Annotated in this window: 26 protein-coding genes; 7 read left to right on the forward strand and 19 right to left on the reverse strand. The window is 66.6% G+C overall.

From position 1 onward, the window contains the following. Window positions 1–14: 14 nt before the first annotated feature. The 3 genes from MC375_RS16370 to MC375_RS16380 are packed head-to-tail and all read right to left on the reverse strand — an operon-like array spanning window position 15 to window position 2954. Window positions 15–1748 carry a hypothetical protein gene (locus tag MC375_RS16370; protein ID WP_242104480.1) on the reverse strand — a complete coding sequence of 578 codons (1734 nt, stop codon included), beginning with the start codon at window positions 1746–1748 and terminating at the stop codon, window positions 15–17. 16 nt (window positions 1749–1764) lie between these two features. Beyond that, entirely contained in the window at window positions 1765–2382 is a 618-nt protein-coding gene (locus tag MC375_RS16375; protein ID WP_242104481.1) for a prepilin-type N-terminal cleavage/methylation domain-containing protein, read from the reverse strand. Beyond that, on the reverse strand, window positions 2373–2954 hold the full coding sequence (locus tag MC375_RS16380; RefSeq protein ID WP_242104482.1) for a prepilin-type N-terminal cleavage/methylation domain-containing protein: 582 nt from the start codon (window positions 2952–2954) through the stop codon (window positions 2373–2375). Before MC375_RS16380 ends, MC375_RS16375 begins: the two co-directional genes overlap by 10 nt. Window positions 2955–3126: 172 nt before the next feature. Here MC375_RS16380 and MC375_RS16385 point away from each other — a divergent pair, with 172 nt between their 5' ends. After that, entirely contained in the window at window positions 3127–3531 is a 405-nt protein-coding gene (locus tag MC375_RS16385; RefSeq protein WP_242104483.1) for a type IV pilin protein, read from the forward strand. An 87-nt stretch (window positions 3532–3618) separates the two neighbouring features. Here the strand turns inward: MC375_RS16385 and ppnN are convergent, their stop codons facing one another. The 5 genes from ppnN to grxD all read right to left on the reverse strand — a co-directional run bounded on the left by ppnN (window position 3619) and on the right by grxD (window position 10181). Further along, complete coding sequence (gene ppnN / locus MC375_RS16390) at window positions 3619–5028, reverse strand: nucleotide 5'-monophosphate nucleosidase PpnN (RefSeq protein ID WP_242104484.1); 1410 nt, start codon at window positions 5026–5028, stop codon at window positions 3619–3621. An 88-nt stretch (window positions 5029–5116) separates the two neighbouring features. Then, a complete protein-coding gene (locus MC375_RS16395) occupies window positions 5117–8281 on the reverse strand; it encodes a TonB-dependent receptor (RefSeq protein ID WP_242104485.1) in 3165 nt (1054 codons plus the stop codon). A 240-nt stretch (window positions 8282–8521) separates the two neighbouring features. Beyond that, window positions 8522–9121: a YhgN family NAAT transporter gene (locus tag MC375_RS16400; RefSeq protein WP_242104486.1), complete on the reverse strand. Its 600-nt coding sequence runs from the start codon at window positions 9119–9121 to the stop codon at window positions 8522–8524. Then, a complete protein-coding gene (locus tag MC375_RS16405; protein ID WP_242104487.1) occupies window positions 9118–9864 on the reverse strand; it encodes an SDR family NAD(P)-dependent oxidoreductase in 747 nt (248 codons plus the stop codon). Before MC375_RS16405 ends, MC375_RS16400 begins: the two co-directional genes overlap by 4 nt. Next, a complete protein-coding gene (gene grxD, locus MC375_RS16410; RefSeq protein ID WP_242104488.1) occupies window positions 9861–10181 on the reverse strand; it encodes a Grx4 family monothiol glutaredoxin in 321 nt (106 codons plus the stop codon). Before grxD ends, MC375_RS16405 begins: the two co-directional genes overlap by 4 nt. A gap of 147 nt (window positions 10182–10328) precedes the next feature. Here grxD and MC375_RS16415 point away from each other — a divergent pair, with 147 nt between their 5' ends. Beyond that, window positions 10329–10907 (forward strand): Fe-Mn family superoxide dismutase, encoded by a 579-nt coding sequence (locus MC375_RS16415; protein WP_242104489.1) that lies wholly within the window; start codon window positions 10329–10331, stop codon window positions 10905–10907. A 166-nt stretch (window positions 10908–11073) separates the two neighbouring features. Here MC375_RS16415 and MC375_RS16420 read toward each other — a convergent pair whose 3' ends face one another. Further along, complete coding sequence (locus tag MC375_RS16420) at window positions 11074–12213, reverse strand: 5-(carboxyamino)imidazole ribonucleotide synthase (RefSeq protein WP_242104490.1); 1140 nt, start codon at window positions 12211–12213, stop codon at window positions 11074–11076. Between the two features lie 12 nt (window positions 12214–12225). After that, entirely contained in the window at window positions 12226–12759 is a 534-nt protein-coding gene (gene purE, locus MC375_RS16425; RefSeq protein WP_242104642.1) for a 5-(carboxyamino)imidazole ribonucleotide mutase, read from the reverse strand. Window positions 12760–12853: 94 nt separating this feature from the next. Between purE and MC375_RS16430 the strand changes: the two genes are divergently transcribed. The 3 genes from MC375_RS16430 to MC375_RS16440 all read left to right on the forward strand — a co-directional run bounded on the left by MC375_RS16430 (window position 12854) and on the right by MC375_RS16440 (window position 14491). After that, window positions 12854–13123 (forward strand): Trm112 family protein, encoded by a 270-nt coding sequence (locus MC375_RS16430; RefSeq protein WP_242104491.1) that lies wholly within the window; start codon window positions 12854–12856, stop codon window positions 13121–13123. A 20-nt stretch (window positions 13124–13143) separates the two neighbouring features. Then, window positions 13144–14061, forward strand: a complete 918-nt coding sequence (nadC, locus tag MC375_RS16435) for a carboxylating nicotinate-nucleotide diphosphorylase (RefSeq protein ID WP_242104492.1) — start codon at window positions 13144–13146, stop codon at window positions 14059–14061. Window positions 14062–14152: 91 nt separating this feature from the next. Beyond that, on the forward strand, window positions 14153–14491 hold the full coding sequence (locus MC375_RS16440; protein ID WP_242104493.1) for a DUF3301 domain-containing protein: 339 nt from the start codon (window positions 14153–14155) through the stop codon (window positions 14489–14491). A gap of 120 nt (window positions 14492–14611) precedes the next feature. On the opposite strand, the gene MC375_RS16445 is transcribed toward MC375_RS16440, so the two are convergent. The 6 genes from MC375_RS16445 to MC375_RS16470 all read right to left on the reverse strand — a co-directional run bounded on the left by MC375_RS16445 (window position 14612) and on the right by MC375_RS16470 (window position 19662). Next, window positions 14612–15070 carry a ClpXP protease specificity-enhancing factor gene (locus tag MC375_RS16445; RefSeq protein WP_242104494.1) on the reverse strand — a complete coding sequence of 153 codons (459 nt, stop codon included), beginning with the start codon at window positions 15068–15070 and terminating at the stop codon, window positions 14612–14614. Between the two features lie 87 nt (window positions 15071–15157). After that, entirely contained in the window at window positions 15158–15793 is a 636-nt protein-coding gene (locus MC375_RS16450) for a glutathione S-transferase N-terminal domain-containing protein (RefSeq protein ID WP_242104643.1), read from the reverse strand. Window positions 15794–15999: 206 nt separating this feature from the next. Next, the gene (locus MC375_RS16455; protein WP_242104644.1) at window positions 16000–16692 is read right to left on the reverse strand and encodes a cytochrome c1; all 693 of its coding nucleotides are present in this window, start codon (window positions 16690–16692) and stop codon (window positions 16000–16002) included. A 58-nt stretch (window positions 16693–16750) separates the two neighbouring features. Further along, window positions 16751–18010: a cytochrome bc complex cytochrome b subunit gene (locus MC375_RS16460; RefSeq protein WP_242104495.1), complete on the reverse strand. Its 1260-nt coding sequence runs from the start codon at window positions 18008–18010 to the stop codon at window positions 16751–16753. A 3-nt stretch (window positions 18011–18013) separates the two neighbouring features. Beyond that, entirely contained in the window at window positions 18014–18667 is a 654-nt protein-coding gene (gene petA / locus MC375_RS16465; protein WP_242104496.1) for a ubiquinol-cytochrome c reductase iron-sulfur subunit, read from the reverse strand. A gap of 146 nt (window positions 18668–18813) precedes the next feature. Beyond that, entirely contained in the window at window positions 18814–19662 is an 849-nt protein-coding gene (locus MC375_RS16470; RefSeq protein WP_242104645.1) for a lytic transglycosylase domain-containing protein, read from the reverse strand. 326 nt (window positions 19663–19988) lie between these two features. Here MC375_RS16470 and miaB point away from each other — a divergent pair, with 326 nt between their 5' ends. Together miaB and MC375_RS16480 are read left to right on the forward strand one after the other, a co-directional pair. Beyond that, complete coding sequence (miaB, locus tag MC375_RS16475; protein ID WP_277929531.1) at window positions 19989–21419, forward strand: tRNA (N6-isopentenyl adenosine(37)-C2)-methylthiotransferase MiaB; 1431 nt, start codon at window positions 19989–19991, stop codon at window positions 21417–21419. A gap of 28 nt (window positions 21420–21447) precedes the next feature. Further along, window positions 21448–21645, forward strand: a complete 198-nt coding sequence (locus tag MC375_RS16480; RefSeq protein ID WP_242104497.1) for a hypothetical protein — start codon at window positions 21448–21450, stop codon at window positions 21643–21645. Here the strand turns inward: MC375_RS16480 and MC375_RS16485 are convergent. The 3 genes from MC375_RS16485 to MC375_RS16495 all read right to left on the reverse strand — a co-directional run bounded on the left by MC375_RS16485 (window position 21628) and on the right by MC375_RS16495 (window position 25341). Beyond that, on the reverse strand, window positions 21628–23325 hold the full coding sequence (locus tag MC375_RS16485) for an amidohydrolase (protein WP_242104498.1): 1698 nt from the start codon (window positions 23323–23325) through the stop codon (window positions 21628–21630). The two genes, MC375_RS16480 and MC375_RS16485, sit on opposite strands and share 18 nt — an antisense overlap. A 157-nt stretch (window positions 23326–23482) precedes the next feature. After that, window positions 23483–24277 (reverse strand): hypothetical protein, encoded by a 795-nt coding sequence (locus MC375_RS16490; RefSeq protein WP_242104499.1) that lies wholly within the window; start codon window positions 24275–24277, stop codon window positions 23483–23485. 47 nt (window positions 24278–24324) lie between these two features. Continuing rightward, a complete protein-coding gene (locus MC375_RS16495; RefSeq protein ID WP_242104500.1) occupies window positions 24325–25341 on the reverse strand; it encodes a M15 family metallopeptidase in 1017 nt (338 codons plus the stop codon). Window positions 25342–25440 lie beyond the last annotated feature (99 nt).

A 25440-nucleotide genomic window follows, 5' to 3' on the forward strand; every position in this document is an offset into this window, starting at 1 on the left:
CGCGCTCCGGTCCGTCAGTACGAACGCTGGTCGTTCCAGGCACCCGGCAGGGTTGCCGGCGTAGTGCCTTCGTTCTCGGCGATGGTGCGAAGCACCGTGGCGTCGTGGATGACCGCCGATGTACCGTTGACGTTCATCTGTCCCTGCAGCACCAGCGCTCCGTAAATCGCCGCACCAGCGTTCATCTGTAGTGAGCAGTTACTGGGACAGGCGCCGGTCCCACTGCTGCCTGTAGCAGGGTTCATCGTCGTACCCGTCTCACGGATGAAGATCATGCCGAATACGACGCCCTGGATGCGCACCGATCCGGTCCCCGGGCGGTCCAGCACCAGGATCACCGGTGCTTCCGGTGTCCCAACCTGGACGTTGGAGCCGATATCGCAGTTCGCCTGGCACCAGATCAGGCCCGCTGTCGCGGATGAGGAAAGCAGCGCCGCGGTTCCAAGCTGGCTGGCGCGGATCAACGGGCTGGGATTCGACGGATCGGCCGGGATGATCTTGTCGGCATTGGCATACAGGTGCGCTTCGTCCGGACCGACGCTGCCGGTCGCACCGCTGTCCGGATTCTGGTAGACGACGTTGGCGAGTTTGGTTTCGCCGAAACAGTCGTTGTTGGTGTCATTCCAGGCCCTGACGCCGAAGACGAAGCGGAACAGATCCGGCGGGAACTCGCAGGTCGGGTACGAGTACTGGTCGCTCCTGACGTTGTAGTTGGTCCCCGTACCGCGATCTCTGGAGTCGCCTTCCACGTCCAGGATGTCGATGCCCTCTGCCTGCAGATTGCCGCTGTTGTCGTAACTAAGCGTGGCCGGCGCGCCGTTGGCATCGCATCGGCAATCGTCGCAGCGTATCGTCCCCTGGTAGGGCACCGGATTGGCGCTGCCCTGCGTGTAGCGGAAGAACTCGTCTGCGTAGCAGGTGTTGGTGGTACCGGTTTTGGTGATATTCAGGCGGTTCCAGACCGACACCGGCACGCCCGGACCGCCCGCGTTGGGATTGGTCACGATCTGCAGCGTACCGGTGACACCGGCGCTGCCCGAAGCGGTGATGGGCGGCTTGCCCATCGGGTCGTTGAGCGTCGGATACTCGCCCAGCGTCTGCACCAGGGTGGCGCTCGCCGATTCTCCCGGGATCTTGGCCACGCTCACGAAGGTCACCGCCTTCAGGTCTGTCACGCCGCTGGCGCCCGGCGCGCCGCACTGGATCGGCAGGTTGGCCACTGACGTCGCGGGGCGCGCCATGAAGCAGACGACCGGTGCCACGCCGTAGGAAACGCTTGCTCCGTTTGCCGCGGTGTCGATCTTCGACGTCTCCTCAAGCTCGAGCATGTAGTTGGCAAGCGCATTGTCCAGGCCGGGGATGGTGTGGCTGGTCGCGTGCAGGCGATACATCGTTGCCCTGCGCGCCGTATCGGCCGTTCCGTCCCCATCGGTGTCGATCGGCGCAGCTGAAATCGCACCGCACGGAAACGAAATATCCGTCGCAGTGCACTTCTGCCATAGGCTAGCGTCCTCCAGCAATTCGGAGTGTTGGCGCATCAGGTACTCGAAGCCTTGCGCGAGGCCGGCTTCGGCGACTTCATTGACCGCCTTGGCCCGCAGATCGTTGCCGGTGCTGCGCTGTTCGAACAAGCCGACGTTCATTGCGAACACGGTCATCACGCCCGCAAGCAGCAGCAACAGCACCGCCACCAGCAGGACGGCGCCGGACTGGCGCCCCGGATGATCGAAATTAGGATTGACGCGCATGGTCGTTTCCTGGTCGTTAGGTGCCGTCGCCGATGGAACGGATGAAGACCGTCTGGCGCATGGTCCGGGTAATCCCGGAAAGTTCGGTATCCGGGTCGTTGAGGCGGCCGGTGATCGTGATGTCGTACCTGCGCGCGGTGGCGCTCGACACGGCGGGCTGGATATCGAAAGCGGTGATGAGGACCTGGTCGGACCCGAGTTCAGTCCCGGTTGTCGCGCACGTCGCGTTGCCCTGTGCGGACCCGGCCGAGAGCACGAGGCGCTGGTTCGTCGTGTCACGCCGGATGCTGCGCCAGTCGCCGCCAGGCCCACCGGAGTATGCATAACGAACACAACCTGCGGTCGAGGAGTCGACCACCTCATACGGGTTGCCGCCTGCTGCGGTTGCGATGGTGAACGGGTCTTCGACGCTGCGCGCACGCTTGATATCGTTGGCGATGACGGCAAGCGTCGCCCGCAGTTCCTGGTTAAGCCGGGTCGCTTGCAGGGTCTGCCGGTTGGAACGCATCATCGACAGAACGAGCGCCGTTACTGCCCCAATCACGATCAGGCCGATCACGCTGCCGACCATCAGCTCGACCAGCGAGAAGCCAGCCATCGCGGCGCGGCTAGGACGAGACTTGATCATGAGCATACCGGGATCCCCGCCATCGTCGGCTCTCCGCTGGGGGTGCAAAGACGCGCCTGCCCAAGAGCGTTTACCGCAACGTCCACGTCGTAGCGGCCACTCGGCGATGTAAGGGTGACGCCATAGTCGTCATCCAGCGGCACCACCGTGCCGAGCTTGCTGTCGAAGCCAAACGAGCTCATGGACGTCGTGAGAGTCACTCCGCTGAAGGCACTGCCATCAACGACTTGCCTCTGGCCGGACACCATGCATTGGGCCGTATTCGTGCAGTCGCACTCGCCAGCCGTGCCTGCCGGCTGGCCTCCGCTGGGCGGGCTCGCGGCATTCGCCCCGGCACACCACGTGCTGCCGCTGCCGGTGAAGTTGATATTGACGTCCAGATCGGTCTTGACCGCTTCCGCTCGAGCATTGCTGATCAGGCTGACGACCGCCTCGCCTGCCCCGCGCAGACGGTAGCGGTCGAAGAAGTCGCGCAACGACGGCTGCGCCGCCATCGCCAGAATCACCAGCACAACCATCGTGACGACCAGCTCTATGAGCGTGAAACCGCCGGCCTTGCGGGCGTGGCCGAGTTGCATGCAGATACCCCAGGATGTCCCCAGCGCAATCTAGGACGACGCGGCCCGCCGGGCAAGGCACCGGGGGATGGGCGGTCGAACAGGATGGATGGACGCGCCAACGGGCGCCGCAACACCGCAGGTGCGATGCTAGTATCGTTGGCGAATCCGGGGGGACACTGGGGATAAGGTTATGAACAGCCGGCGCGCACGGGGCTTCACGCTGATCGAACTGATGGTGGTGGTGATGGTGGTCGCAATTCTGGCTGCGATTGCCATCCCGAGCTACCTGGAACAGTCGCGCAAGGGGCGGCGATCGGAAGCAATGAGCGCGGTCGGTGAGCTGCAGCTCCGCCAGGAACGTTGGCGTGCGGAGAATCCCAGCTACGCGGACTCGACCGAGCTGGCGACGATGGGTGCCATTCCTACGCTGCCGTACTACACCATTACCGCGAGCGGCGAATCGGAAACGGCATATACGATTACAGCCACGCCAACGGGCAAGCAGACAGGCGATCGTTGCGGCAATCTTGTGCTGAGCTGGACAGCGGGCAGCGGCAAACCCCTCTGGTCCGGCGACGCCGACTGCAACAACTGACCGAGCCATCGCGTCGGCTGCGTCAAATCAACGGGAATACATCGGAGATCCCGGTCGCGCCGAAGCGGCGCTCCTACAACACCCGTATCAGGCCACGATCTCGTAGCACGGCCGGTACTCACCGGCGATCTTCATCCGGCGTTGCTTCACGAACGCGCGCAGCAGCGCGTCAAGCGCCTGCATCATGGCGGGGTTGCCGTGGATGCGATACGGACCGAACTGCTCGACCCTGCGCAGCCCCTCTTCCTTGACGTTGCCGGCGACGATCCCCGAGAAAGCGCGTCGCAGGTCCGCGGCCAGGGCGTGCGCCTTGCGGCCCTGGTGCAGATCCAGCGTGGCCATGGCCTCGTGGGTCGGCACGAACGGCTGCTGGAAATCGAACGGAATGTCGAGCGCCCAGTTGAAATAGAACGAATCCTTGTGCGCGATGCGGTAGTCGCGCACCTTCTTGATCCCGGCGACCATCTGCCTGGCGACCTGGTCCGGATCGTCGATGATGATCTCGTAGCGCGAGGCCGCCGCCTCGCCCAGGGTCAGGCGGATGAACTGGTCGATCTGTTCGAAGTACGGCGCCGACGCGGTCGGGCCGGTGAACACCAGCGGGAACGGCAGCTGCGCGTTCTCCTCGCGCAGCAGCAGGCCGAGCAGGTATAGGATCTCCTCCGCGGTGCCCACGCCACCGGGGAACACGATGATGCCGTGACCCATACGCACGAAGGCCTCGAGCCGCTTCTCGATGTCCGGCATGATCACCAGGTGATTCACGATCGGGTTCGGTGACTCTGCGGCGATGATGCCTGGTTCGGTGATCCCGATGTAGCGAGTGTGGCGCCGCCGCTGCTTGGCGTGGGCGATGTTGGCGCCCTTCATCGGTCCCTTCATCGCGCCCGGGCCGCAGCCGGTGCAGATATCCAGCCCGCGCAGGCCGAGCTGGTAGCCGACGTGCTTGGTGTACTCGTATTCGTCGCGGTTGATCGAATGCCCGCCCCAGCACACCACCAGGTTGGGTTCGGCCGGCTGCAGCAGGCGCGCATTGCGCAGCAGGCGGAACACCGCGTCTGTGACGCCGGCCGAGGTCTCCAGGTCGGCCGCGAATTCCGGCGCCAGTTCGATCGCCGTATAGGCCAGGTCCCGCACCACCGCAAACAGCAGTTCGGCGACGCCGCGGATGATCACCCCATCGACGAATGCCATCGCCGGTGCGTTGGCCAGTTCGATCCGGATGCCGCGGTCCTGCTGCAGCACGTGGATGTCGAAATCCGGATACAGCTCCTGGGCCGCGCGCGGATCGTCGCTGTGGCTGCCGCTGGTCAGCACCGCTAGCGCGCAGCGGCGCAGCAGGTCACTCATCCCGGTGGAGGCGTCGCGCAGGCGCGCCACTTCTTCGCGCGACAGGATGTCCAGCCCACCGCGCGGATAGATGTGCGCATCGACGGTGGGAAGGCCGATGTCGATATGGCCCTTGGGAGAGGTTACGGATGCGTTGGTCTTGTTCATCGGACAGGGACTCTAACCCACGCGGGACCGGAAACGGAAACGGCCGGGAATACCCGGCCGTTCCTTTTGAGCCACGGGAAAGATCGGATCAGAACTCGTACCGCAGGGTCAGCATCGCCGACCAGCGCGAGACGACGCGCGGGACCCGCCCCTCGTACTCACGCAGGTCCTGCCACGAAGGATTGTCGGGGCTGCCAAGGTCGTACACGTAGGTGCCATCGGCATTGATGCCACCCAGACGGGCCAGGTAGCGGGTATCGAATCCGCCGATTTCCTCGGTCACGCCCCAGTCGTTGTTGAGCATGTTAAGGAAGTTGTAGATGTCCAGACGAACGACCGACTTGTGTTCCTTCATGAAGCCGGGAAGCTCCTGCTGGATGCCTACGTCGAGCTGATTGACCCAGGGAAGCTGGTCGGCATTCCGGCTCGCGATCTTGCCGCGGTTCTTCGACAGATACGAGTCGCTGTTGATGAACTCGTTGAACGCGGCGATCTGGTCGGCGGTCGCCGATCCGTAGCTGACGTTCGGATCGTTGAGCATCGGAATGTAAGCCGGATCCTGGAAGATGCCATCGCCGTTGGCATCGCCATTGATCAGCCAGGTGTACGGCAGCCCGCTGCGTCCGTTGTAGAAGGCGGAGAAGCTCGTCTTGTAGTCGCCGAAGAAGGCATGCTCCCAACCGATCGAAGCCTTCACGGAGTGCTCGATCTCGCGGCTGGCGGTGCGCGCGACTTCCTCGTTCGGGTTGAGACGCGACACGTACTGATAACTGGACCATGCCTGCGAGCTTGCGTCCGAACCCACTTCCGTCGCGTGGGTGGCGGTGTAGCTGAGGTTGGCGTACCAGCCATCGGCCATGGGCTTGTCGAGGGCAAAGGTCACCGACGTCGACCCGCCCTTGTCCGTGTTGCGCATGACGGTGGAAATGGCGCTGAAATCGGGGTTACGACCGCAGTTCTTGTTGGAGCTCGACAGGCTGCCGAGCTCGCAGTAGTAGTAGTTGCGGCCGTCCGCCAGCGTACCCTGCACTTCGCCGATGTTGAGGGCCTGATAGAGGACCGCGTCCTTCGCCTTGATCGCCTGCAGTTCGACGGTGCCAATCAGGCCGTACCACGGCAATTCGGCGTCGACGCCCAGGCTGGCCTTCCATACGGTAGGCAACTTGAAGTCCGGGTCGATGGTGTCGATCTGGTTCGACGGGCTACCGACCGTCGGGACGTTCTGGTTGTACGGATCGGGACTGAACGGCGCATCGGCCGGATCGAAGCTGCGGTAGGACAGCGCCGTGACACCACCATTGTTCTGGTACGGATTGGCCAGCCACACGAACGGAGGCACGCTCTGGAACGCGCCGAATCCACCGCGCACCTGGGCGAACAGGTCGCTGTCGAACTGGTAGTTGAACGAGATGCGCGGCAGGACGACCTTGTTGTCTGAGCCCAGCTTGAAGTCGTTCGGGTAACCGAACGCTTCCTCGAAGCCCGGTGCGCGCTCCGGAGCCTTGTTGACCTTCGGGACGTTGACGCGCACGCCGTAGGTCAGCGACAGGTTGTCGGTAACCTGCCAGGTGTCTTGCAGATACGGACTGACCTGGCTGTAAACGAGCGCGGCGGCCGTGTCCTCGATTCCGAAACCGGGCGCCGGCGTGCGCAGGTTGTACACGTCGTAATTGCCTGCTTCGAAGTCCTCGAGGCTTTCGAAGACGTAAGAGCCGTGCAGATCGCGTCCGTACAGGTTGAACACATCGTGGCGCAGATAATCCAGGCCGCCCTTGATGGTGTGGTCGCCGGCATAGAGGGTGCCCGACACCGATGCGGACAGGCGCTCGGTGTTGATTTGGTTCTCATGGCGGTTGTTGTCCTCGCCGATGAAGATCGAACCGCCGTTTGCGGTCTCGACTTCCACTTCCGGCTGGTCGACGGGGTTGCCATTGACCTGGTCGAACTTTTGCTGGCTCAGCTTGACCTCGGTCGAGAAGTTGTCGCTCCAATCGCTGAACAGCTGCAGCGAGGTGTTCTTGGTGACGTTGTCGATGTTGTACCAGTGGCTGCTCAGGACGACCGTGTCGGAAAACGCATCGTAGGGCGTCGGACGGAACTCCTCGGTCTGCTGGTAGGTCAGGCTGGCGCGGTGGTAGTCGTTGATGTTCCAGTCGAGCTTGGCCAGGTAGCGCTTGATGTCCAGGTTGGCGCCGGTTGAGCCGTAGGTGCCCGGCTGCAGGCCCAGGCTGGTGGCAATGGCGATCGCGCGGTCCACGTCTTCCTGGGTCACGTCGCCATTGGCGACGCCATCGGAAGTGGAAGATCCGCCGAAGTTCTTGATGGTCTGCTCTTCGTACGATGCGAAGAAGAACAGCTTGTCCTTGACGATCGGGCCGCCCAACGTGACGCCCCAGGTGCGGTCGGTATCGAAACCGGCGTAGTCGTCGCCGTCGAGCTTGCCCATCCAGTCGGCGTCGCGCATCACGCCGTAGAGCGATCCGTGGAACTCGTTGGTGCCGGACTTGGTGACGGCGTTGACCGTGGCACCGACCGTATCGGAAGCGACGTCGTAGTCGGAGATCTTCAGATCGTACGCCTCGATGGTGTCCACCGAGATCGGCGAGCCGATGTAGGGCATGCCGTTGGCGTTCAGCCCGAACGGGTCGCCCTGCGACATGCCATCGACCGAGATCGTGTTGTAGCGGTTGTTCACGCCAGCGACCGAGATCGAGCCGTCGCCGGCGTCGGTGACCTGGATGCGCGGGTCGAGGCGCGCGATGTCGTCCACCGAACGGTTGCCCTGCGGTGTCAGCTCGAGTTTGCGCCCGCTAACGTTGGTGCCAACGCCCTTGTTGTCCGCGTTGAAGGTACCCAGAAGGCGAGACGCCGTCACGCTGACCGCACCGAGGGTGGTGGCGTCGCCCGAGGCAAGCTGCGCATCGACGTTGCTGACCTGGTTGAGCGCCAGATACACGCCGTCTTCGGTATCGGTTCCTGCGCCTTCCTTGACGACCGTGATCGTGTAGGGACCGCCCACGCGCAGGCCGCGTGCGTTGTAGCGCCCGCTGGCGTCGGTGATGGCTCGGCTGACCGTGCCGGATTCGACGTGGGTGATGGTGACTTCGGCACCGGCCACCGGCTGACCGTCGGCCCCGGTGACCAAGCCACCGACACCGGCGGACGTGCTTTGCGCAAAGACCGGCGCGGTGGCGAGGACGGCGATGAGACCCAGCGACAGTTTGGACAGCCGGAGACGGTTGTGACGGATCATGCTTCTTAGCCTCGAGACAGGAATGGCGGCAGCAGGCGCGCGCATCTGCGCGCCACGCTTCGGTAACCGTTTGGGGAACCCCTACCCCGGCGTATGGATCGTCACCGGAGTTAACAACAGGTTAACACGGTAGCCGGCGTTTATGACAGCCCGGTGACCGTACGTTGGACCTGTAAGTATCTGGCCGGGTTGACTTTTAAGCCCTACGCGAGGTCTTGAGGCCAAGTACCTGATCGTTGGTCAGGGCGACAGGGCGAGCTGCAGATAGGTGGCGATCCCATCCAGCAGCATCTGCACCGAGATGGCCACCAACAGCATGCCCATCAGCCGCTCGACCGCGATCAGGGCGCGGCTGCCCAGGCGTTTGTAGAGCAGGGTCGCCGAGAACAGGATGGCGGCGGTGGCGGCCCAGGCCAGCAGCAGGGCCAGGCTCCACGCACCCATCCGATCCGGCTCCTGGCTACCCATCAGCATCACCGCCGCCATGCCCGACGGACCGGCGACCATCGGGATCGCCATGGGCACGATGAACGGTTCGCCGTCCGGGATCTCCCCCATCAGCCCTTCGGGCGGCGGGAAGATCATGCGGATACCGATCAGGAACAGCACGATGCCGCCGGCGATCGACACCGACTCCTGGCGCAGATGCATGAGCTCCAGCGCGTACTTGCCGCACCACAGGAACAGCAGCAGCACGGCGAGGGCGATCAGCAGTTCGCGCGCCAGCACCAGTCGCTGCCGCTGTGGCGGCATCCCGCGCAGCAGGCTCAGGAACACGGGAATATTGCCCAGCGGGTCGAGGATCAGGAACAGCAGCAGCGCGGCTGAAACAATCGTCACGGCGCTGTTGGCACCCAGACATTGCCGCGATGGACGGCGCCGGCGGCCGACAGCAGGGCGACACAATGCGCGGCGTAGTTCGCCGGATCGCGCGCGTGCCGGTCTTCGTCCGCGGCGTAGGCGCGCGCGCGCAGCGGCGTGCGCATCGGGCCGGGTTGCAGGCCGCTGACGTGAACGGGGGAATGCGCCAGCTCCGCCTGCAGCATATGGACCAGGCCGATCAGACCGTGCTGGGCGATGCCGTATCCACCCCAGTAGGCCCCGCCCACCCGTGAGATGTCGTCGATCGCGAAGACCACCGCCGCATCATCGCGCTGTTCCAGCAGCGGCAGGCAAGCCTGGGTCAGCCACCAGCGGGCGGTGAGGTTGACGTGCACGGCACGGGCGAAATCCGCCGGGTCTGTGTGGAGCAGCGGCGTCAGGCCGCGGAACTCGGCGGCGCAATGGAGTACGCCGTCCAGCTGGCCGTATGCCGCGCCAATGCGCTCGGCCATCTGTGCGTAGTCGTCTGGCGCGGCGCCTTCCAGGTCCAGCGGATACGCGCTCGCCTCGGCGCCGGCCTTTTCGATGGCATCAAGGAGCCGGTTCAACTTGGGCACGCGCCGCCCGAGCAGCACCAGTCGCGCGCCCGCTTGCGCGCAGGCGAGCGATGCCGCCTGGCCCAGCCCGCCGTTCGCGCCGGCGACCAGAATCACCCTGCCGGCAAGTGCCGGCGGGGCGGCGTCGACCGGCACCTCGCTCACGCCTTGTGCGTTTCCGCGACGATGCGCGCGAGCTCGCCGGATTCGAACAGCTCCAGCGTGATGTCGCAGCCGCCGATCAGCTCGCCGTGGATGAACAGTTGCGGGAATGTCGGCCAGTTCGAGTACGCCGGCAGATTGGCGCGGATTTCCGGTTCCTCGAGTACGTTGACGGTATGCAGCTGCTCGGCGCCTGCGGCCTTGAGCGCCTGCACCGTGCGACTGGAAAAGCCGCACATCGGGAAGCGTGGCGTGCCCTTCATGAAGAGCACGATCGGGTGGCCTTCGACTTCGGCCTGGATCCGTTCCATTACGGACATCTGGATATCTCCTGCGATGCAGCGTTGCGGCCTTTGACGGCGCGGCAACGTCGCGAATGGGTAAACTCCCATTGTAAGCGCTGCGTGTGACACCCGGCGCCGATCCCGGACCCGCCCACCCCCGCCTAGCCCACCAGGAGCCCTGCCATGGCGATCGAACTGCCTCCCCTGCCCTACGACCGCGCCGCGCTGGAACCGCATATCTCCGGCGAGACCCTCGACTACCACTACGGCAAGCACCACAAGGCTTACGTGGACAACCTCAACAAGATGATTGAGGGCACCGAGTTCGCGGACATGGCGCTGGAGGACATCATCCGCAAGGCGCAGGGCGCGATGTTCAACAATGCCGCGCAGATCTGGAACCACACCTTCTACTGGAACTGCCTGTCCCCCAACGGCGGCGGCGAACCTTCGGGCAAGCTGGCCGATGCCGTGGCCAAGGCGTTCGGCGACTTCGGCAAGTTCAAGGAACAGTTCACCGACACCGCGATCAAGACCTTCGGCTCGGGTTGGGCCTGGCTGGTGCAGCGTCCCGACGGCAGCCTGTCACTGGCGAGCACGCCCAACGCCGCCACGCCGCTCACCGGCGAGGACACCGCCCTGCTCACCTGCGACGTGTGGGAACACGCCTACTACATCGATTACCGCAATGCGCGGCCGAAGTATGTCGAGGCGTTCTGGAACCTGGTGAACTGGGATTTCGTGGCTTCGAACATGAAGTGACCGCGGACCGCACGCTTCGATGCAACCAGCGACGGCCGGGGCAGCCCGGCCGTCGCTCGTAGGAGCGCCTCTTAGGCGCGACCCGGTCAATGCAAGGACGACGCCACGCCTTCAAAGCGTGAACCGGAGATGTTGCGGTAACGCCTGTCGCGCCTAAGAGGCGCTCCTACAGCATCCTCGCGACCACCGGGGCGACCTGCGACTCACGGCCCAGCGCCGCACCGACGCGCTGCAGTGCATCGACCAGTTCCGCGTGGGTCTCCGCGCGCAGCGTCGCATGCCCGACCTTGCGGCCCGCCCGCGGCGCCTTGCCGTAGTCGTGCCAGTGGCCGCCGGTTTCGCGCAGTACGATGCCGGCGTCGGGCATGGCGCCGATCCAGTTGAGCATGCACGCCACTCCCACCATCCGCGTGTCGCCCAGCGGCAGTCCGAGCACGGCACGCAGATGGTTCTCGAACTGCGAGGTCTCCGCGCCTTCTATGGTCCAGTGCCCCGAGTTGTGCACGCGCGGCGCCAGCTCGTTTGCCAGCAGTTCGCCGTCGTGGCAGAACAGCTCCAGCGCGAATACGCCCACGTAATCGAGCGCTTCGGCCAGCGACCGGGCGTAGTCCACCGCGCGCGCCTGCAGCGCATCGTCGACCATTGCCGGGGCCAGGCTCGCGGACAGCACGCCATCGACATGCCAGTTCTCGGTGAGCGGCCAGGTGCGGAACTCACCGTCGCGCCCGCGCGCGGCGACCACCGACAGCTCCCGGTCGAAGGCCACAAATGCTTCCAGGATCAGCCCGACGGTCGTGGCCTGCGCGCCGAGCGCCTCCCAGGCCTCGCCGACATCGGTCGCCGCCCTGACCCGGAACTGACCCTTGCCGTCGTAGCCCAGCCGACGTGTCTTCAGGATGCACGGCGTGCCGATGCGCGCGACCGCCTCTTCCAGCTGGTCGCGCGAGGTGATGTCGACGAACTCCGGCACCGGGATCCCCAGTTCGCGGAACAGGCTCTTCTCCGCGAGCCGGTCCTGCGCCACTGCCAGGGCGCGCGGCGCCGGAAACACCGGTATCCGCTCGTTGAGCCAGCGTGCGCTTTGCGCCGGCACGTTCTCGAAATCGAACGTCGCCACATCGACGCGCGAGGCGAACTCGGCCAGCGCAGCTTCATCGGTGAAGTCGCCCACCACCATCGGCGCGCACTGGCCGGCGCAGGCATCGTCCGCGCTGTCCATCACCAGGAAGCGCAGGCCGAGCGGCGCGCCGGCGAGCGCCAGCATGCGCGCAAGCTGGCCACCTCCGAGAATGCCGACCGTCGCCATGCGTCAGAGCCGCTACTTGCGCGGATCGTCGTTGGCGACGACCTCATCGGTTTGCGCGGCGCGGAACCCGGCCAGCGACGCGGCGACCGCGGGGTCGCCGTTCGCCAGCATCGCCGCAGCGAACAGCGCCGCGTTCGCCGCGCCGGCCTGGCCGATGGCGAAGGTCGCCACCGGAATACCCGCGGGCATCTGCACGATCGACAGCAGCGAATCCAGTCCGTTCAGCGCACGGCTCTGCACCGGCACGCCCAGCACCGGCACCGCGGTCTTCGCAGCCAGCATGCCGGGCAGATGCGCCGCGCCGCCGGCACCGGCGATGATCGCGTACAGGCCGCGCGCCTGCGCCGAGGCGGCGTATTCGAACAGCACATCGGGCGTGCGGTGGGCGGAAACCACCCGGACTTCATGGGCGATGCCCAGCGCCTCCAGCTTCGCTGCGGCGTGCTGCATCGTGTCCCAATCCGAGCGCGAGCCCATGACGATGCCGACACGTACGGGTCCGGCATGTGCGGTCCCAGCATCCGGCGCTTCGGGATTGCCTGCCATCATGGTCCCCGCTCGCTAAAGACGTATTCTAGACGCGCATGCGCCCGGATGGCATCCGCCACCGCGCGTGCGATCTGCCCATATCGAAGCCCGCATGGACAAGAAGCTGCTCGACATCCTGGTCTGCCCCGCCACGCGCCAGCCGCTGGCCCTGCTCGAGAAGGCCGCGCTCGAAACGCTCAATCACGCCGTGGCCGGCGGCACCGTAAAACGCAACGACGACAGCCCGCAGGCCGAGCCGCTGCGCGAGGCCCTGATCACCCGCGACCGCAAGACCGTCTACCGGATCGACGACGGCATCCCCGTGCTGCTGGTGGAGGAAGCCATCGCGACCGCGCAGGTGCCCGGCTTTCCTGGCGGGTGAGCGGCGTGCCTTCGCGGGGCATGCCACTCGCGCCTCCACCCGAGGTGATCGAGGCCGACGTTGCCCGTGCCCTGGGCGAGGACCTGGGCAGCGGCGACGTCACCGCCCAGCTGCTGCCGGATGCGGCCGACAGCGCCTACCTTCTGTGCAAGGAGGACTGCGTCGTTGCCGGACGGCCCTGGTTCGACGCCTGCCACCGCGCGCTCGATCCGGAGGTACGGATCGAATGGACCTGCAGCGAAGGCGATCGCGTCGCCCGGGGCAGCGTGCTGGCGACGCTGCAGGGTCGCAACCGTTCGCTGGTGAGCGCCGAACGCGCTTCGTTGAACTTCCTGCAGACGCTCAGCGGAGTAGCCACGGTCACCGCGGCCTACGTCGACGCGGTACGCGGCGCGCGTGCGCCGGCGCCTGATCCACAGATCCTGGATACGCGCAAGACCATTCCGGGGCTGCGCATCGCGCAGAAATACGCGGTGCGGGTGGGCGGCGGGGTCAACCACCGCATCGGGCTGTTCGATGCAGTGATGCTGAAGGAAAACCACGTGCGTGCGGCGGGTTCGCTGACGGCGGCGATCCGCAGCGCGCGTACGCGCTACCCGCAGCTGCCGCTGATCGTGGAGGTGGAAACCCTCGTACAGTTGCAGGAGGCGCTCCGCGAGGGCTGCACCCGGATCCTGATCGACGACTTCGACCCGCCCAGCCGGCGCGAGGCCGTGCGCATCGCCCATGCCGCGCCGTTCGACGGACGCATCCCGCTGGAAGTCTCCGGCGGCGTCGACCTGCAGACCGTACGCGCCATCGCCGCCGACGGCGTGGACTGCATTTCGATCGGCGGATTGACCAAGCACGTGCATGCGGTCGATCTGTCGCTGAAGCTGGGCGTGCCGCCGCGCGGGGTCGTCACCGCTACGCCCCGAGATCCGCATAACGCCGCGTAAGACCTCACCGCACGCAGCGACGGGGCACGTCGCGGCTTGTCGGCAGGTGCAACCACTTGCGAAGGCGCCGGCCTGCGGCAATATTGGGCCCATGCCTACGCTCCTTGTCCTGATGCTGCTGTTCGCCGCCGGCTTCTTCTACTGGAGCGCTGCGCGTGGTGCCGCCGAGCGGGCCGAAGCGGTGGGCCGCAATGCCTGCCGCGCCGCGGGCGTGCAGTGGCTGGACCAGACCGTGCATGCGGACGGCCTGCGCCTGCGTCGGCGCCACGACGGCCGGCTGGGCTTCGAACGCAGTTTCCGGTTCGAATACTCGATCGACGGCAGCGACCGTTACATCGGTCGCATGGTGCTGCGTGGCGGCGAACTGGTGTCCTTCAGCGGGCCGGCGCAGGCGGCTGCAGTATTGAACATGCGCCCGGCAGGGACCTAGGCCGGCCTGACGTGGCCGACGCCAAGACGCATCGGCAAGTAGGGACGCGCGTATATGTCGTCGACGCGACGGTGCGTCGGGGACATAGCCCCGGTCTACGTCGCTGAGGCATGTTTCTGCCTACTTCACGATCCGCAAATGTGCGCCCCGCTTCGGCGGCTGCGGCGTGTCGTCATCGGGCCCGTTGTCGCCAGGCTCGGTCGCTTCCGGATCCCCGCCTTCCGGCGCGGACGCCGTCTGCGAAGCTCCCATCTCCTCGGGCAGCGCCATGCCCTGTCCCGTCTCGCGCGCGTAGATCGCCAGGATCGCGGTCACGGGCACCTGCACCGATTGGCTCACCCCGGCGAAGCGGGCGCTGAAGCTGACCATGTCGTTGCCCATTTCCAGCTTGGCGACGGCGCGGTCGGCGATGTTCAGCACCACCTTGCCGTCCTTGACGGTATGCGCCGGCACGCGCACCCCCGGTTGCCTGGCGTCGACCAGCAGGTGCGGGGTCATGCCGTTGTCGGCGATCCATTCCCACAGCGCGCGCAGCAGGTACGGACGATGGCTGGTCATGCGCGTGCCGTCCTCGCTCATGGCGTGCGCGCCCTTGCTCGCATGGCAGGGTTCGATCGGGAACAGAGCGGGAAACTGCGTAACCGCATCGTCATGCGGACCCCACGTCTACGCGGGCAGCTCGCGCAGCAGCTTCTCCTGCGGCGTGAGGCTGCGGACGAAGCCGGGATTGCGGAAGATGCGATTGCCATAGTCCTCGATCACCTTGCCGTCCTTGGGCAGCGCGATGTCCAGCGCCTGCAGCCGCCAGATGATCGGGGCCATGGCGCAGTCGGCCAGGCTCATTTCGGAATTGAGGAAGAACTTGCTGGCCTTGAACAGCGGCACCGACGCGGTCAGCAGCTCCTTGAGCCGCTTGCGTCCCGCTTCGGCCTGCTGCCGGTTGCCCAGCTGGATCGCCTGGACCTGCGGCACCCAGTCGTGCTCGATCCGCAGCATCGCCAACCGCAGCCGCGCGCGCGAAAGCGGGTCCACCGGCATCAGCGGCGGATGCGGGTAGCGCTCGTCGAGGTATTCGCTGACCACACTGGCCGCGTACAGCACCAGCTCGCGCTCGACCAGGGTCGGAACGGAGTGATAGGGATTGAGGTCGATCAGATCCTCGGGCGGGTTCTGCGGATCCACCGGCACGAAGTCGTAGGTGACTCCTTTGGCCGCCAGGACCAGGCGCGCGCGGTGGCACAGCACGTCGTCGACCGAGGAAAACAGCGTCAGGGTATTACGCATACGCGAACTCACCGCCACCATGGGCTTCTCCAGGGGCCGGAACGCGCCGGCCGGATGGCGCCGCCTGCCCCTCGCAGGGCGGTCGCCCGGTTTGGCTGGCCACCGCACCGCGGCCCCACTCTAGGGGGTTTTGCGCGATCCGCACAGGGGGCGCAGCGGGTCGGCCAGCGACCTTTCGGGAAGCCTGCACCGGCAGGGTGCGGGTGCTTGCGTCGGACATGCGGTCAGTGCACGTCGCGCCAGTATTCGTTCTTCAGCAGCCACGCCAGGAAGGTCAGGAAGACCAGGAACAACACGACCCACACACCCAATCCCTGGCGCTTGAGCGCGGCCGGTTCGCCGGCGTACTCCAGAAACGCGGTGATATCGCGCACGGTCTGGTCGAACTGTTCGCCCGTCTGGGTGCCCGGCTGCGCGATCTTCAGCCCTTCCACCGGCCGTTCACCCGTTGCATCGGGTGCGCCGAACTCGGCGTGCTGCAGGCCCTGCATCTCCCACAGCGGGTTGGGCATCGACGCGTTGGGAAACAGCGTGTTGTTCCAGCCCAGCGGCCGCGACTCGTCCAGGTAGAACGACTTCAGATAGGTATAGACCCAGTCGCTGCCGCGCACGCGGCTGATCAGCGACAGGTCCGGCGGCGCCTTGCCGAACCACTTGGCCGAACCGTCGGCCGGCATCGACACCTGGATCTGCTCGCCGAACTTGGCGCCGGTGAAGTTGAGGTTCTGCATCACCTCGTCTTCGCTCAGGCCCAGATCCTCGCCCATGCGCGAATAGCGCAGGTACTTGAGCGAATGGCATCCGGAGCAGTAGTTCATGAACAGCTGCGCGCCGCGCTGGAGCGAGGCCCGGTCCTCCAGGTCGGTACCGGATTGCATCAGCGCGCCGCCTTCCGCGGCGAACACAGCGGCCGGCATCAGGGCCAGGGACGCCAGCAGGCCTGCGGCGACCAGCGCCGCCTTGTGGGCGAATTTCTTAATCATGCAGCGTCACCCGTTCCGGCAGCGGCTTGGTCTTGTCGAACTTGGTCCATACCGGCATCGTGATGAAGATCGCGAAGTACAGGAACGTCAGGACCCGGCCGATCTGGGTCTCGACCGGATCGGTGCCCGGACCCGCGCCGATCTTGCCCAGCCACACGAAGCACACCGCCAGCAGTCCGAGCGCGACCTTGGTCATCCAGCCGCGGTAGCGGTGCGAACGGACCTTGCTGCGGTCCAGCCACGGCACCGCGAACAGGATCGCGATCGCCGAAAACATCACGATCACGCCCGAGAGCTTGTGCGGAATCACGCGCAGCATCGCGTAGTACGGGGTGTAGTACCACACCGGTTTGATGTGCGCAGGCGTCACCAGGCGATTGGCCTCGGTGAAGTTGTCGTGTTCGAGGAACCAGCCGCCGAACGCGGGCGCGAAGAAGATCACGAACGCGGCGATGACCAGGAAGGCGCAGACGTAGAACCCGTCCTTGACGGTGAAGTACGGGTGGAACGGGATGCCGTCGGCCGGCGCGCTCGGCGACCAGCGGTTGCCCTTCGGCCCCTTCTTGATCTCGATGCCGTCGGGATTGTTCGAGCCGACCTCGTGCAGCGCACCGATGTGCAGCACCACCAGCAGCAGCAGCACCAGCGGCAGGGCGATCACGTGCAGGGCGAAGAAACGGTTGAGGGTGGCATCGCCGGGCAGGTAGTCGCCCATGATCCACTCGGTCAGGCCGTTGCCGATCACCGGGATCGCGCCGAACAGCGAGATGATCACCTTCGCGCCCCAGAACGACATCTGGCCCCAGGGAAGCACGTAGCCCATGAAGGCTTCGGCCATCAGCACCAGGTAGATCAGCATGCCCAGGATCCACACCAGCTCGCGCGGTTTCTGGTAGCTGCCGTACATCAGGCCGCGGAACATGTGGATGTAGACCACGATGAAGAACATCGAGGCGCCGGTGCTGTGCATGTAGCGGATCAGCCAGCCCCACTCCACGTCGCGCATGATGTATTCGACCGAGGCGAAGGCTTCGGCGGCGCTCGGTTTGAAGTGCATCGTCAGGAAGATGCCGGTCACGATCTGGTTGACCAGCACCACGATCGAGAGCACGCCGAAGATGTACCAGATGTTGAAATTCTTCGGCGCGTAGTACTCGGTCATGTGCTTGCGGTACACCGGCATCATGCCGGGGGCCCGCTCGTTGACCCAGTCCATCAGGCCGTCGGCCGCTTTGGTGAAAACGTTCGCCATGGCTTACGCGGCCCCCGTGGGATCGACGCCGATCACGATCGTGCTGTCGTTCTGGTAATGATGCGGCGGCACCAGCAGGTTGGTCGGGGCGGGCACGCCCTGGAACACGCGGCCGGCCATGTCGAAGCGGGACTTGTGGCAGGGGCAGAAATAACCGCCTTTCCATTCCGGATCGAACGGCTCTGGCTTGATCTCCGCGACCATTTCCGGGGAGCAGCCCAGGTGCGTGCACAGGCCGACCAGGACCGAGATGTCCGGCTTGATCGAGCGCGCCTCGCCGGTGATGTAGGCCGGTTGCTGGTCCTTGTTCTCGGACTTCGGATCGCGCAGGCGTCCGTCGAGCGTGGGCAGGATGTCGAGGATGGCCTTGGAACGCTTGACGATCCAGATCGGCTGGCCGCGCCACTCCAGGACGAGGCGCTGGCCTTCCTGCAGCCCGCTGATGTCCGCAGTGACCGGCGCCCCTGCCAGTTTGGCCCGGGCGCTGGGATTCCAGGACTTGATGAACGGCACCGCCGCGAAGCCCGCGCCCACCGCCCCCACCACCAGCGTGGTCCCGGTGAGAAAGCGCCGACGCCCGAGGCTATCGGGCTGGTGTTCGTGCTTGTTGTCGGGCTGGCCGGCGGCCGCCGGGTCCAGCACCCCTTCGTTGGACATCCGCCACTCCGAAATCGTGCCCGCGATACGGGCGTGTACAGGCCGGGCAGACGTGCGCGCGCGGTGGCGGAACGGCTGCCGCAAAGACGATCAAGTGTAACGGAACGCTGAATCGGCCGACAATCTCCGGCCTCCGCACGGGCCCTTTACTGAGCGGAGAGCGTGCTGCGATAGCGGTCGGCCAGCACCCCGACCCGCTCGACATAGCGTCGGGTTTCGCTGTAGGGCGGCACGCCCTTGTACTTGTCCACAGCACCCTCGCCCGCGTTGTAGCCGGCGGCGGCCAGGGTCAGATTGCCGTTGAAGCGCTTCAGCAGCCAGGACAGGTATTGCACGCCGCCGCGGATGTTCTGGCCGGCGTCGAAGGCATTGCTCACCCCGAAGCGCCGCGCCGTGGCCGGCATCAGCTGCATCAGTCCCTGGGCGCCGACCCGCGACAGTGCGTTGGGACGGAACGCGGATTCGGCGTGGATGATCGCGCGCACGATCGCCTCGTCCACCCCGTAGTCGCGCGCGGCCGAAGCGATTTCGGCGCGATAGGCGGCGGTGTTCAGACGCGTGCTGGCGAAGTTGACCTTGGACTGCACGCCGCAGGCGTAGCAGGTTTCCATCTCGAAGATCGGATACTCGATCCGGTTGACCGTGACGTTGGCCACGCCCTTGGGGCGCTTGTTGCTGTAGTTCCGCACGCCGTGGGCGTCCACGTAGGAGTACATCGTCGATGAACCCATGCGCACGAAACGCGCCTTGCGCGGGGTCGAAGGCGTGGCGGCGGCGGCCGTGGCGCTGGCCGCAGGCGCGTTCGGCGCCGTCACCGCGCCGGCGCCCGGGGTTACGACCGGCGCGGGTGCGGCGGATCGTTTGCGCTTGGGTTCCGAATACGTGCTGACGGCGGTGCAGCTGGCGCCGGACACGCGCTTGCTCGAGTAGCTGCGGATGCCGTCCTTGCCTTCGCAGCGGTAGACGGTTCCGGCCACGGCCGGTCCGGCCAGCATCGCGGCCAGCAGGCAGGCTGCCTTCAGTAGTCCCCTTCCCCCATCCATCGGTGCGAGTGTCACCCGGTCCGCCCTTGTTGCCAAGTCCTTGATCCTGAAACGCATGCCGGTGCGACTACAGGACGTGACCGGTTACACGCCTTCTCGCACCCCCGAATCGTCCCGTGGCCGCTCTGGCGCGACTTTCTGGTCTCCGGAAACCCCGGCCCGGCTGGCGGGCCCGCGCAGCGCGCGGGGCGTTCGGGCCGCATCAGATGCCCCGCAGGCGTCTGCTAATCTCGCCGCCTCTCACCGGCCCGGAATCACCGCCGCGCCCCGGAACCGACATGAACGCAACCGACCTTGCCACGGGCGATGCCCGTGCCCGCCCCGATTCCGCCGCCTCTGCAGCACCGTCGCCAGCCCGGGGAAAGCTGTACATCCAGACCCACGGTTGCCAGATGAACGAGTACGACTCGGCCAAGATGGCCGACGTGCTGGCCGCATCCGACGGGCTGGAGCTGACCACGATCGCCGAAGAAGCCGACGTGATCCTGGTCAATACCTGCTCGATCCGCGAAAAAGCGCAGGAAAAGGTGTTCAGCCAGCTAGGCCGTTGGCGCGCCCTCAAGCAGGGCGACCGCCCGGTCCTGATCGGTGTTGGCGGCTGCGTGGCTTCCCAGGAGGGGGCTGCCATCGTGAAGCGGGCGCCGTATGTGGATCTGGTCTTCGGCCCCCAGACCCTGCATCGCCTGCCCGAACTGATCCGCGCGCGCCGCGCCTCCGGCCAGCCCCAGGTCGACATCAGCTTTCCCGAGATCGAGAAGTTCGACCGCCTGCCCGAACCGCGCGCCGAAGGTCCGAGCGCGTTCGTGTCGATCATGGAAGGTTGCAGCAAGTACTGCAGCTTCTGCGTAGTGCCCTATACCCGTGGGGAGGAGGTCAGCCGGCCGTTCGAGGACGTGCTGGTGGAAGTGCTGCAGCTGGCCGCGCAGGGCGTGCGCGAGGTCAACCTGCTGGGACAGAACGTCAACGCCTATCGCGGACCGATCACTCCCGCCGATGACGGATCCGGGGCCGGCGTGGCCGACCTCGCATTGCTGATCCGCGCGATCGCCGAGATCGAAGGGATCGACCGGATCCGTTTCACCACCTCGCACCCCCTCGAGTTTTCCGACTCGCTGATCGACGCCTACCGCGACGTGCCCAAGCTTGCGAACTATCTGCACCTGCCGGTGCAGTCCGGCAGCGACCGGATCCTGGCGGCGATGAAGCGCGGCTACACCACGCTGGAGTTCAAGCAGAAGATCCGCAAGCTGCGCGCGGTGCGGCCCGACATCTCGATCTCGTCCGATTTCATCGTCGGCTTTCCCGGCGAAACCGACGCCGATTTCGAAAAGACCATGCAGCTGATCGAGGACGTCGGCTTCGACCAGAGCTTCAGCTTCATCTATTCGCGCCGGCCCGGCACGCCGGCCGCGGACCTTGAGGACAAGGTTTCCAGCGAGGAGAAGCATGCGCGCCTGTCGCGGCTGCAGGCGCATATCAACGCACACGCGGCCGGGATCTCTAATGCGATGGTCGGCAGCGTGCAGTCGGTATTGGTGGAAGGACCGTCCAAGAAGGACGCGAACGAGCTGACCGGCAAGACCGAGAACATGCGCTCGGTGAACTTCGCCGGACCGAAGCGCCTGATCGGCCAGTTCGTCGATGTCGTCATCACCGAGGCGATGAGCAATTCCCTGCGTGGGCGCGTGGCGGCACAGCGCGGGGCCTGATGGCGGGAATCACGATCCGCGGCACGTCATGAAGCGCCGCGGCTGGCTCGCGCGCAATGCGCTAGGACTGTGGTTCCTCGCGATCGCAGCCCTCGGTTTCATGCGCTGGTGGATGAAGGTGGCGCGCGAGGACGCCGCCGCGTTCGCGCCGGATGTCGCGCTGTGGCTGGCCGGCTCGATCGCGATGGCCGCGATCGGCCTCATCGCGCTATGGCGTAGCCGCTGAGCCAGCCTTGCCCGCTTCGTAGACCGGCTTGCCGTCGACGTAGGTCGCACGCACGCTGAGAGTGCGCAACTGTCCCGGCGGAACCGACAGCGGATCCTCGCCCAGGATCACGAAGTCGGCGCGCTTGCCGGGCTCCAGGCTGCCCACTTCGCCTTCGGCGAAACCGGCGTACGCGGCGTCGAGGGTGAAGCCACGCAGGGCCTCTTCCGGGCTCAGCTTTTCCTGCGGGCGCCAGCCACCCGGCGGATTACCGTCTGCATCGGCGCGCGTGGTCGCGGCATATAGGCCCAGCCTCGGTTCGACCGATTCGACCGGAAAATCCGACCCCAGCGCCAGCCGCGCCCCGCTGTCGCGCACCTGCCGCCATGCATAGGCGCCGCCAATCCGGTCCGCTCCGAGCCGGTCTTCGGCCCAGGGCATGTCGCTGGTGGCATGGGTCGGCTGCATCGATGCGATCACGCGTAACTGCGCGAGCCGCGGCAGGTCCTGCGGCGCCAGCACCTGCGCATGTTCGATGCGCCAGCGATGATCGCCCGCTGCCTGCTCGCCGAGCACCTGCTCGTACACGGCGAGGACTTCGTGGTTGCCGCGATCGCCGATCGCATGGGTCGCCACCTGCACGCCGCAGCGGCTGGCCTTGCCGGCCGCAGCCAGCAGTTGCTGCGGCGACATCACCATCAGGCCGCGATTGCCGGGATCGTCGCTGTAGTCCTGCAGCAACGCGGCGCCGCGGCTGCCCAGGGCGCCGTCGGCGTACAGCTTGACCGTGCGCATCTGCAGCCGGCCGGACGCATGCCGGTACCGACCCGTGCGACAGAGTTCTGCCAGCGCCTGGTCGTCGCCATCGGCCATCGCGGTGATGCGCAGGGGCAGCGCGCCGCGATCGGCCAGGCGCTGATAGGCGCGCAGTTCGGCCAGCGGCACGCCGGCGTCGTGCACACCGGTGAGGCCGGCGGCGACCGCGGCCTGCATGCCGAGCGTCAGCATGCGCTCGACCGTGGCCGCATCCGGAGCGGGACGAACATCGTCGACCAGCTGCATCGCCGCGTCGACCAGAATGCCGGTCGGCCTGCCCTGCTGGTCGCGCTCGATGCGGCCACCTTCCGGTTGCCAGTCGCCCTGCAGCTCGCGCTCGACCGCGCGCAACGCCGCGCTGTTGGCCCAGCCGGCGTGGCCGTCGACGCGGACCAGCCACACCGGTCGCTCGGGGAACGCGTCATCCAGATCGGCCGCCGTGGGGAACCGCCGTTCCGGCCAGTCGTTCTGGTCCCAGCCGTTGCCGACCAGCCAACCATCGCCGGGATTGGTCTGCGCGAACGCCTGCAGGCGCTGCACGACATCCTCTTTGCCGGCCGCGCCGATCAGGTCGGCGATCATCCGTGCTTCGCCCAGATCACCGACGTGGCCGTGCGCATCGATCAGGCCGGGGACGATGGTGCCCGCGCCGGCGTCGATGCGCGCGGCCTCGGGAAAGCGCGCCAGCAGCGCATCGGTGGTACCGAGCGCCAGGATCCTGCCCGCCTCATCGTAGGCCATCGCCTGCGCCTGGGGTTGATCCGGATCGACGGTGTGGATGCGCGCGGCACTGACCACGGTCACCTCGGCGGCCATCGCAACGCTGGATCCGGCCATCAGGGCGCCGGCCATCACGACGGAAAGCGGCAAACGCGGATTGGGCATGATCGGTACTCGTCGGCGAAGTCCGGACTCTGGGCAAAAACCCCGGCGCGGGCAAGGCAAAGACGGCCGCCCGGCTTCGGCCGAAGCCACGGCAATGCGCGGAGGGTGGCTGAGCGTTCCAACTCCGGCAGCCCGGCCGAAGCGAACCGCGGTCGGTTCAGGGACGCGACTGCCGGGTCCAGAGTGCGCGACCGGCGGCATCCTCGATCACCCACCAGCGACCGTCGGCCGACACCGCAATCGGCCGTGCGCCCTTGGGCCAGTCCGTGGGCGCCGCCGCCCCATCGGCGGGTACGGACATTCGCGGCGCCCGCAGCGATGGCCGCCGCAGCGGCGCGCCGGGGTCGGCTTCGGCATCGGACACGCCGGCCGGCACCGGGTCGGTCTGTTCGCTGCTTACGTTGCAGCTGGCATCCAGCCAGATCTGACGACGCAGCATGCCAGTGCCATCGGCGTGCGTGTATCCGGCGGCAACCGCTCCCTGCGCGTCGATGCCGAGCAGGCGATCCAGTTCGACATCGGCGCGGCAGGCCACGGCCCCGTCGCGCCAGAGCTGCGCGTCGCCCGCGATGACCCAGAGCGCGCCGTCCGGCGCGAAACCCACGTCGGTCACCCAGGCACCCACCGGGTGCCTGGACTCCGCATCCTGTGCCAGATCGAGCATGCGGATTTCCTCGCCGGCAGCCCAGGCCACGCGCGGTTGCGAAGGATCGAACGCCACCGCACCCGCACCCGGCAGCATCCGCAAGGGAGCGGCGATGGATGGCGCATTCGATGCATCCGGGCGCGCTGCATCCACACCAGCGGATGCAGCTGCCTCCTGGGCGCTCGGCGAGGCGCTTCCGTCCGCGCCGGCGCAGGCCGCCAGGAACATGAGCACAGCCAGCGCGACCACTCCTGTGCGCCGCAGGCGGGCGGGTCCGCGGATCGAATGCATGCGGTGTGCAGTCACGAGCCCGGATTCTGCCAGAGGATCGGCCGCGCGTCGGCCCGAAGCCTTCAGGGCTGCTGGCCGATGCCCATGCGGTCCCACACTGCTTCCAGTCCGCCCTGTCGCATGTTGCCGGCGAACTGACCAGCATCGCCCGCGCCGAAGCCGGGGTGGTACTCCACGTGCGGACGGTCGGGATTGCGCCAGTTGCCGCCCCAGGTCAGTCCGTAGCCGTCGGCGATCTGGCCATAGCGCGTCCAGTTGCCGTTCTCGGGCCAGGACGGCTGTCCGGTGGGAGTGCTGAACACCAGGTCCACGGCCAGGCCGTAGTTGTGCCAGGACTGTCCGCCGCGCGCATTGGTCACGCGGTTGCCGGGCGCCGTGCGTCCCTGCGCGTACAGCGCGTCCTGCTGGGCGAAGGTGCGGTAGGCCAGGTCGGTCTGCATGTCCATGCCTTCCCGGCGCGCGCGCTCGAGCGTCTGCCTGACGCGATCGGCGAAATCCTGGTTGACGTTGGCATCGTCGAGCCGGCCGCGGCGATCGGCCGGATGCAGGTCCAGCATCGTTTGCAGCTCGCCGTTCACCTGTTCCTGCATGCGCACGCGGGCGCTGAGGTCGCTGTAGACGTTGCGCGGCTGCTGTTCGGTGCTGAGCTGGACTTCGCCGTTGTTGTTGATGGTGCCCGCCGGGCGCCCGTCGGCCCCGATGAGGGTGCCGTGATCGATCGTGTAGGTCTGCCCGGCGATGGTGAGCGTGCCCGCATCGGGAGAAAGCAACGACTGCGTGGCCGCCGGGTTAACCCCCAGCGTCTGCGCCACGGTGCCTTCCACGTAGGCCGCGGTCGCGGCGTTAGGCGCGGCGGCGAACGCGTCCAGCGCCTCTACCCGCTGCTGGTCGCTGAGGTTGTAGCAGTTCAGATTGGCGCTGAGCTGGTCGAGGGCTGCGACAGCCTGCGGATTCGCTGCGAGCTCTGCGCGCAGTTCCTGTTCGCGGACGCTGGCCGCGCTGGTCTGCTCGCGCGCGAGCGATTCGCTGAGCGAAGATGTCTCGTTGCTGCGATCGGTTCCACCGACGCTGTCGACCATGGCGATATCCTCCGGAAGCCTTTCCAGATGCGCTCGGCGCAAGCCTGTCTTATAGCCAACGGCGAGCACGCCGCCCACCTGGGGCGCACCCTAGGTTCG

Origin of the sequence: Lysobacter sp. M2-1 (assembly GCF_022662495.1) — a bacterium.
Classification (GTDB): Bacteria; Pseudomonadota; Gammaproteobacteria; order Xanthomonadales; family Xanthomonadaceae; genus JAKPBU01.

Coding starts and splice junctions, on each gene's coding strand:
- MC375_RS16370 (WP_242104480.1), bottom strand. CDS start 1,748: ATGCGCGTCAATCCTAATTTCGATCATCCGGGGCGCCAGTCCGGCGCC.
- MC375_RS16375 (WP_242104481.1), bottom strand. CDS start 2,382: ATGCTCATGATCAAGTCTCGTCCTAGCCGCGCCGCGATGGCTGGCTTC.
- MC375_RS16380 (WP_242104482.1), bottom strand. CDS start 2,954: ATGCAACTCGGCCACGCCCGCAAGGCCGGCGGTTTCACGCTCATAGAG.
- MC375_RS16385 (WP_242104483.1), top strand. CDS start 3,127: ATGAACAGCCGGCGCGCACGGGGCTTCACGCTGATCGAACTGATGGTG.
- ppnN (WP_242104484.1), bottom strand. CDS start 5,028: ATGAACAAGACCAACGCATCCGTAACCTCTCCCAAGGGCCATATCGAC.
- MC375_RS16395 (WP_242104485.1), bottom strand. CDS start 8,281: ATGATCCGTCACAACCGTCTCCGGCTGTCCAAACTGTCGCTGGGTCTC.
- grxD (WP_242104488.1), bottom strand. CDS start 10,181: ATGTCCGTAATGGAACGGATCCAGGCCGAAGTCGAAGGCCACCCGATC.
- MC375_RS16415 (WP_242104489.1), top strand. CDS start 10,329: ATGGCGATCGAACTGCCTCCCCTGCCCTACGACCGCGCCGCGCTGGAA.
- MC375_RS16420 (WP_242104490.1), bottom strand. CDS start 12,213: ATGGCGACGGTCGGCATTCTCGGAGGTGGCCAGCTTGCGCGCATGCTG.
- purE (WP_242104642.1), bottom strand. CDS start 12,759: ATGGCAGGCAATCCCGAAGCGCCGGATGCTGGGACCGCACATGCCGGA.
- MC375_RS16430 (WP_242104491.1), top strand. CDS start 12,854: ATGGACAAGAAGCTGCTCGACATCCTGGTCTGCCCCGCCACGCGCCAG.
- nadC (WP_242104492.1), top strand. CDS start 13,144: ATGCCACTCGCGCCTCCACCCGAGGTGATCGAGGCCGACGTTGCCCGT.
- MC375_RS16440 (WP_242104493.1), top strand. CDS start 14,153: ATGCCTACGCTCCTTGTCCTGATGCTGCTGTTCGCCGCCGGCTTCTTC.
- MC375_RS16445 (WP_242104494.1), bottom strand. CDS start 15,070: ATGAGCGAGGACGGCACGCGCATGACCAGCCATCGTCCGTACCTGCTG.
- MC375_RS16455 (WP_242104644.1), bottom strand. CDS start 16,692: ATGCCGGCCGCTGTGTTCGCCGCGGAAGGCGGCGCGCTGATGCAATCC.
- MC375_RS16460 (WP_242104495.1), bottom strand. CDS start 18,010: ATGGCGAACGTTTTCACCAAAGCGGCCGACGGCCTGATGGACTGGGTC.
- petA (WP_242104496.1), bottom strand. CDS start 18,667: ATGTCCAACGAAGGGGTGCTGGACCCGGCGGCCGCCGGCCAGCCCGAC.
- MC375_RS16470 (WP_242104645.1), bottom strand. CDS start 19,662: ATGCTGGCCGGACCGGCCGTGGCCGGAACCGTCTACCGCTGCGAAGGC.
- miaB (WP_277929531.1), top strand. CDS start 19,989: ATGAACGCAACCGACCTTGCCACGGGCGATGCCCGTGCCCGCCCCGAT.
- MC375_RS16480 (WP_242104497.1), top strand. CDS start 21,448: ATGAAGCGCCGCGGCTGGCTCGCGCGCAATGCGCTAGGACTGTGGTTC.
- MC375_RS16485 (WP_242104498.1), bottom strand. CDS start 23,325: ATGCCCAATCCGCGTTTGCCGCTTTCCGTCGTGATGGCCGGCGCCCTG.
- MC375_RS16495 (WP_242104500.1), bottom strand. CDS start 25,341: ATGGTCGACAGCGTCGGTGGAACCGATCGCAGCAACGAGACATCTTCG.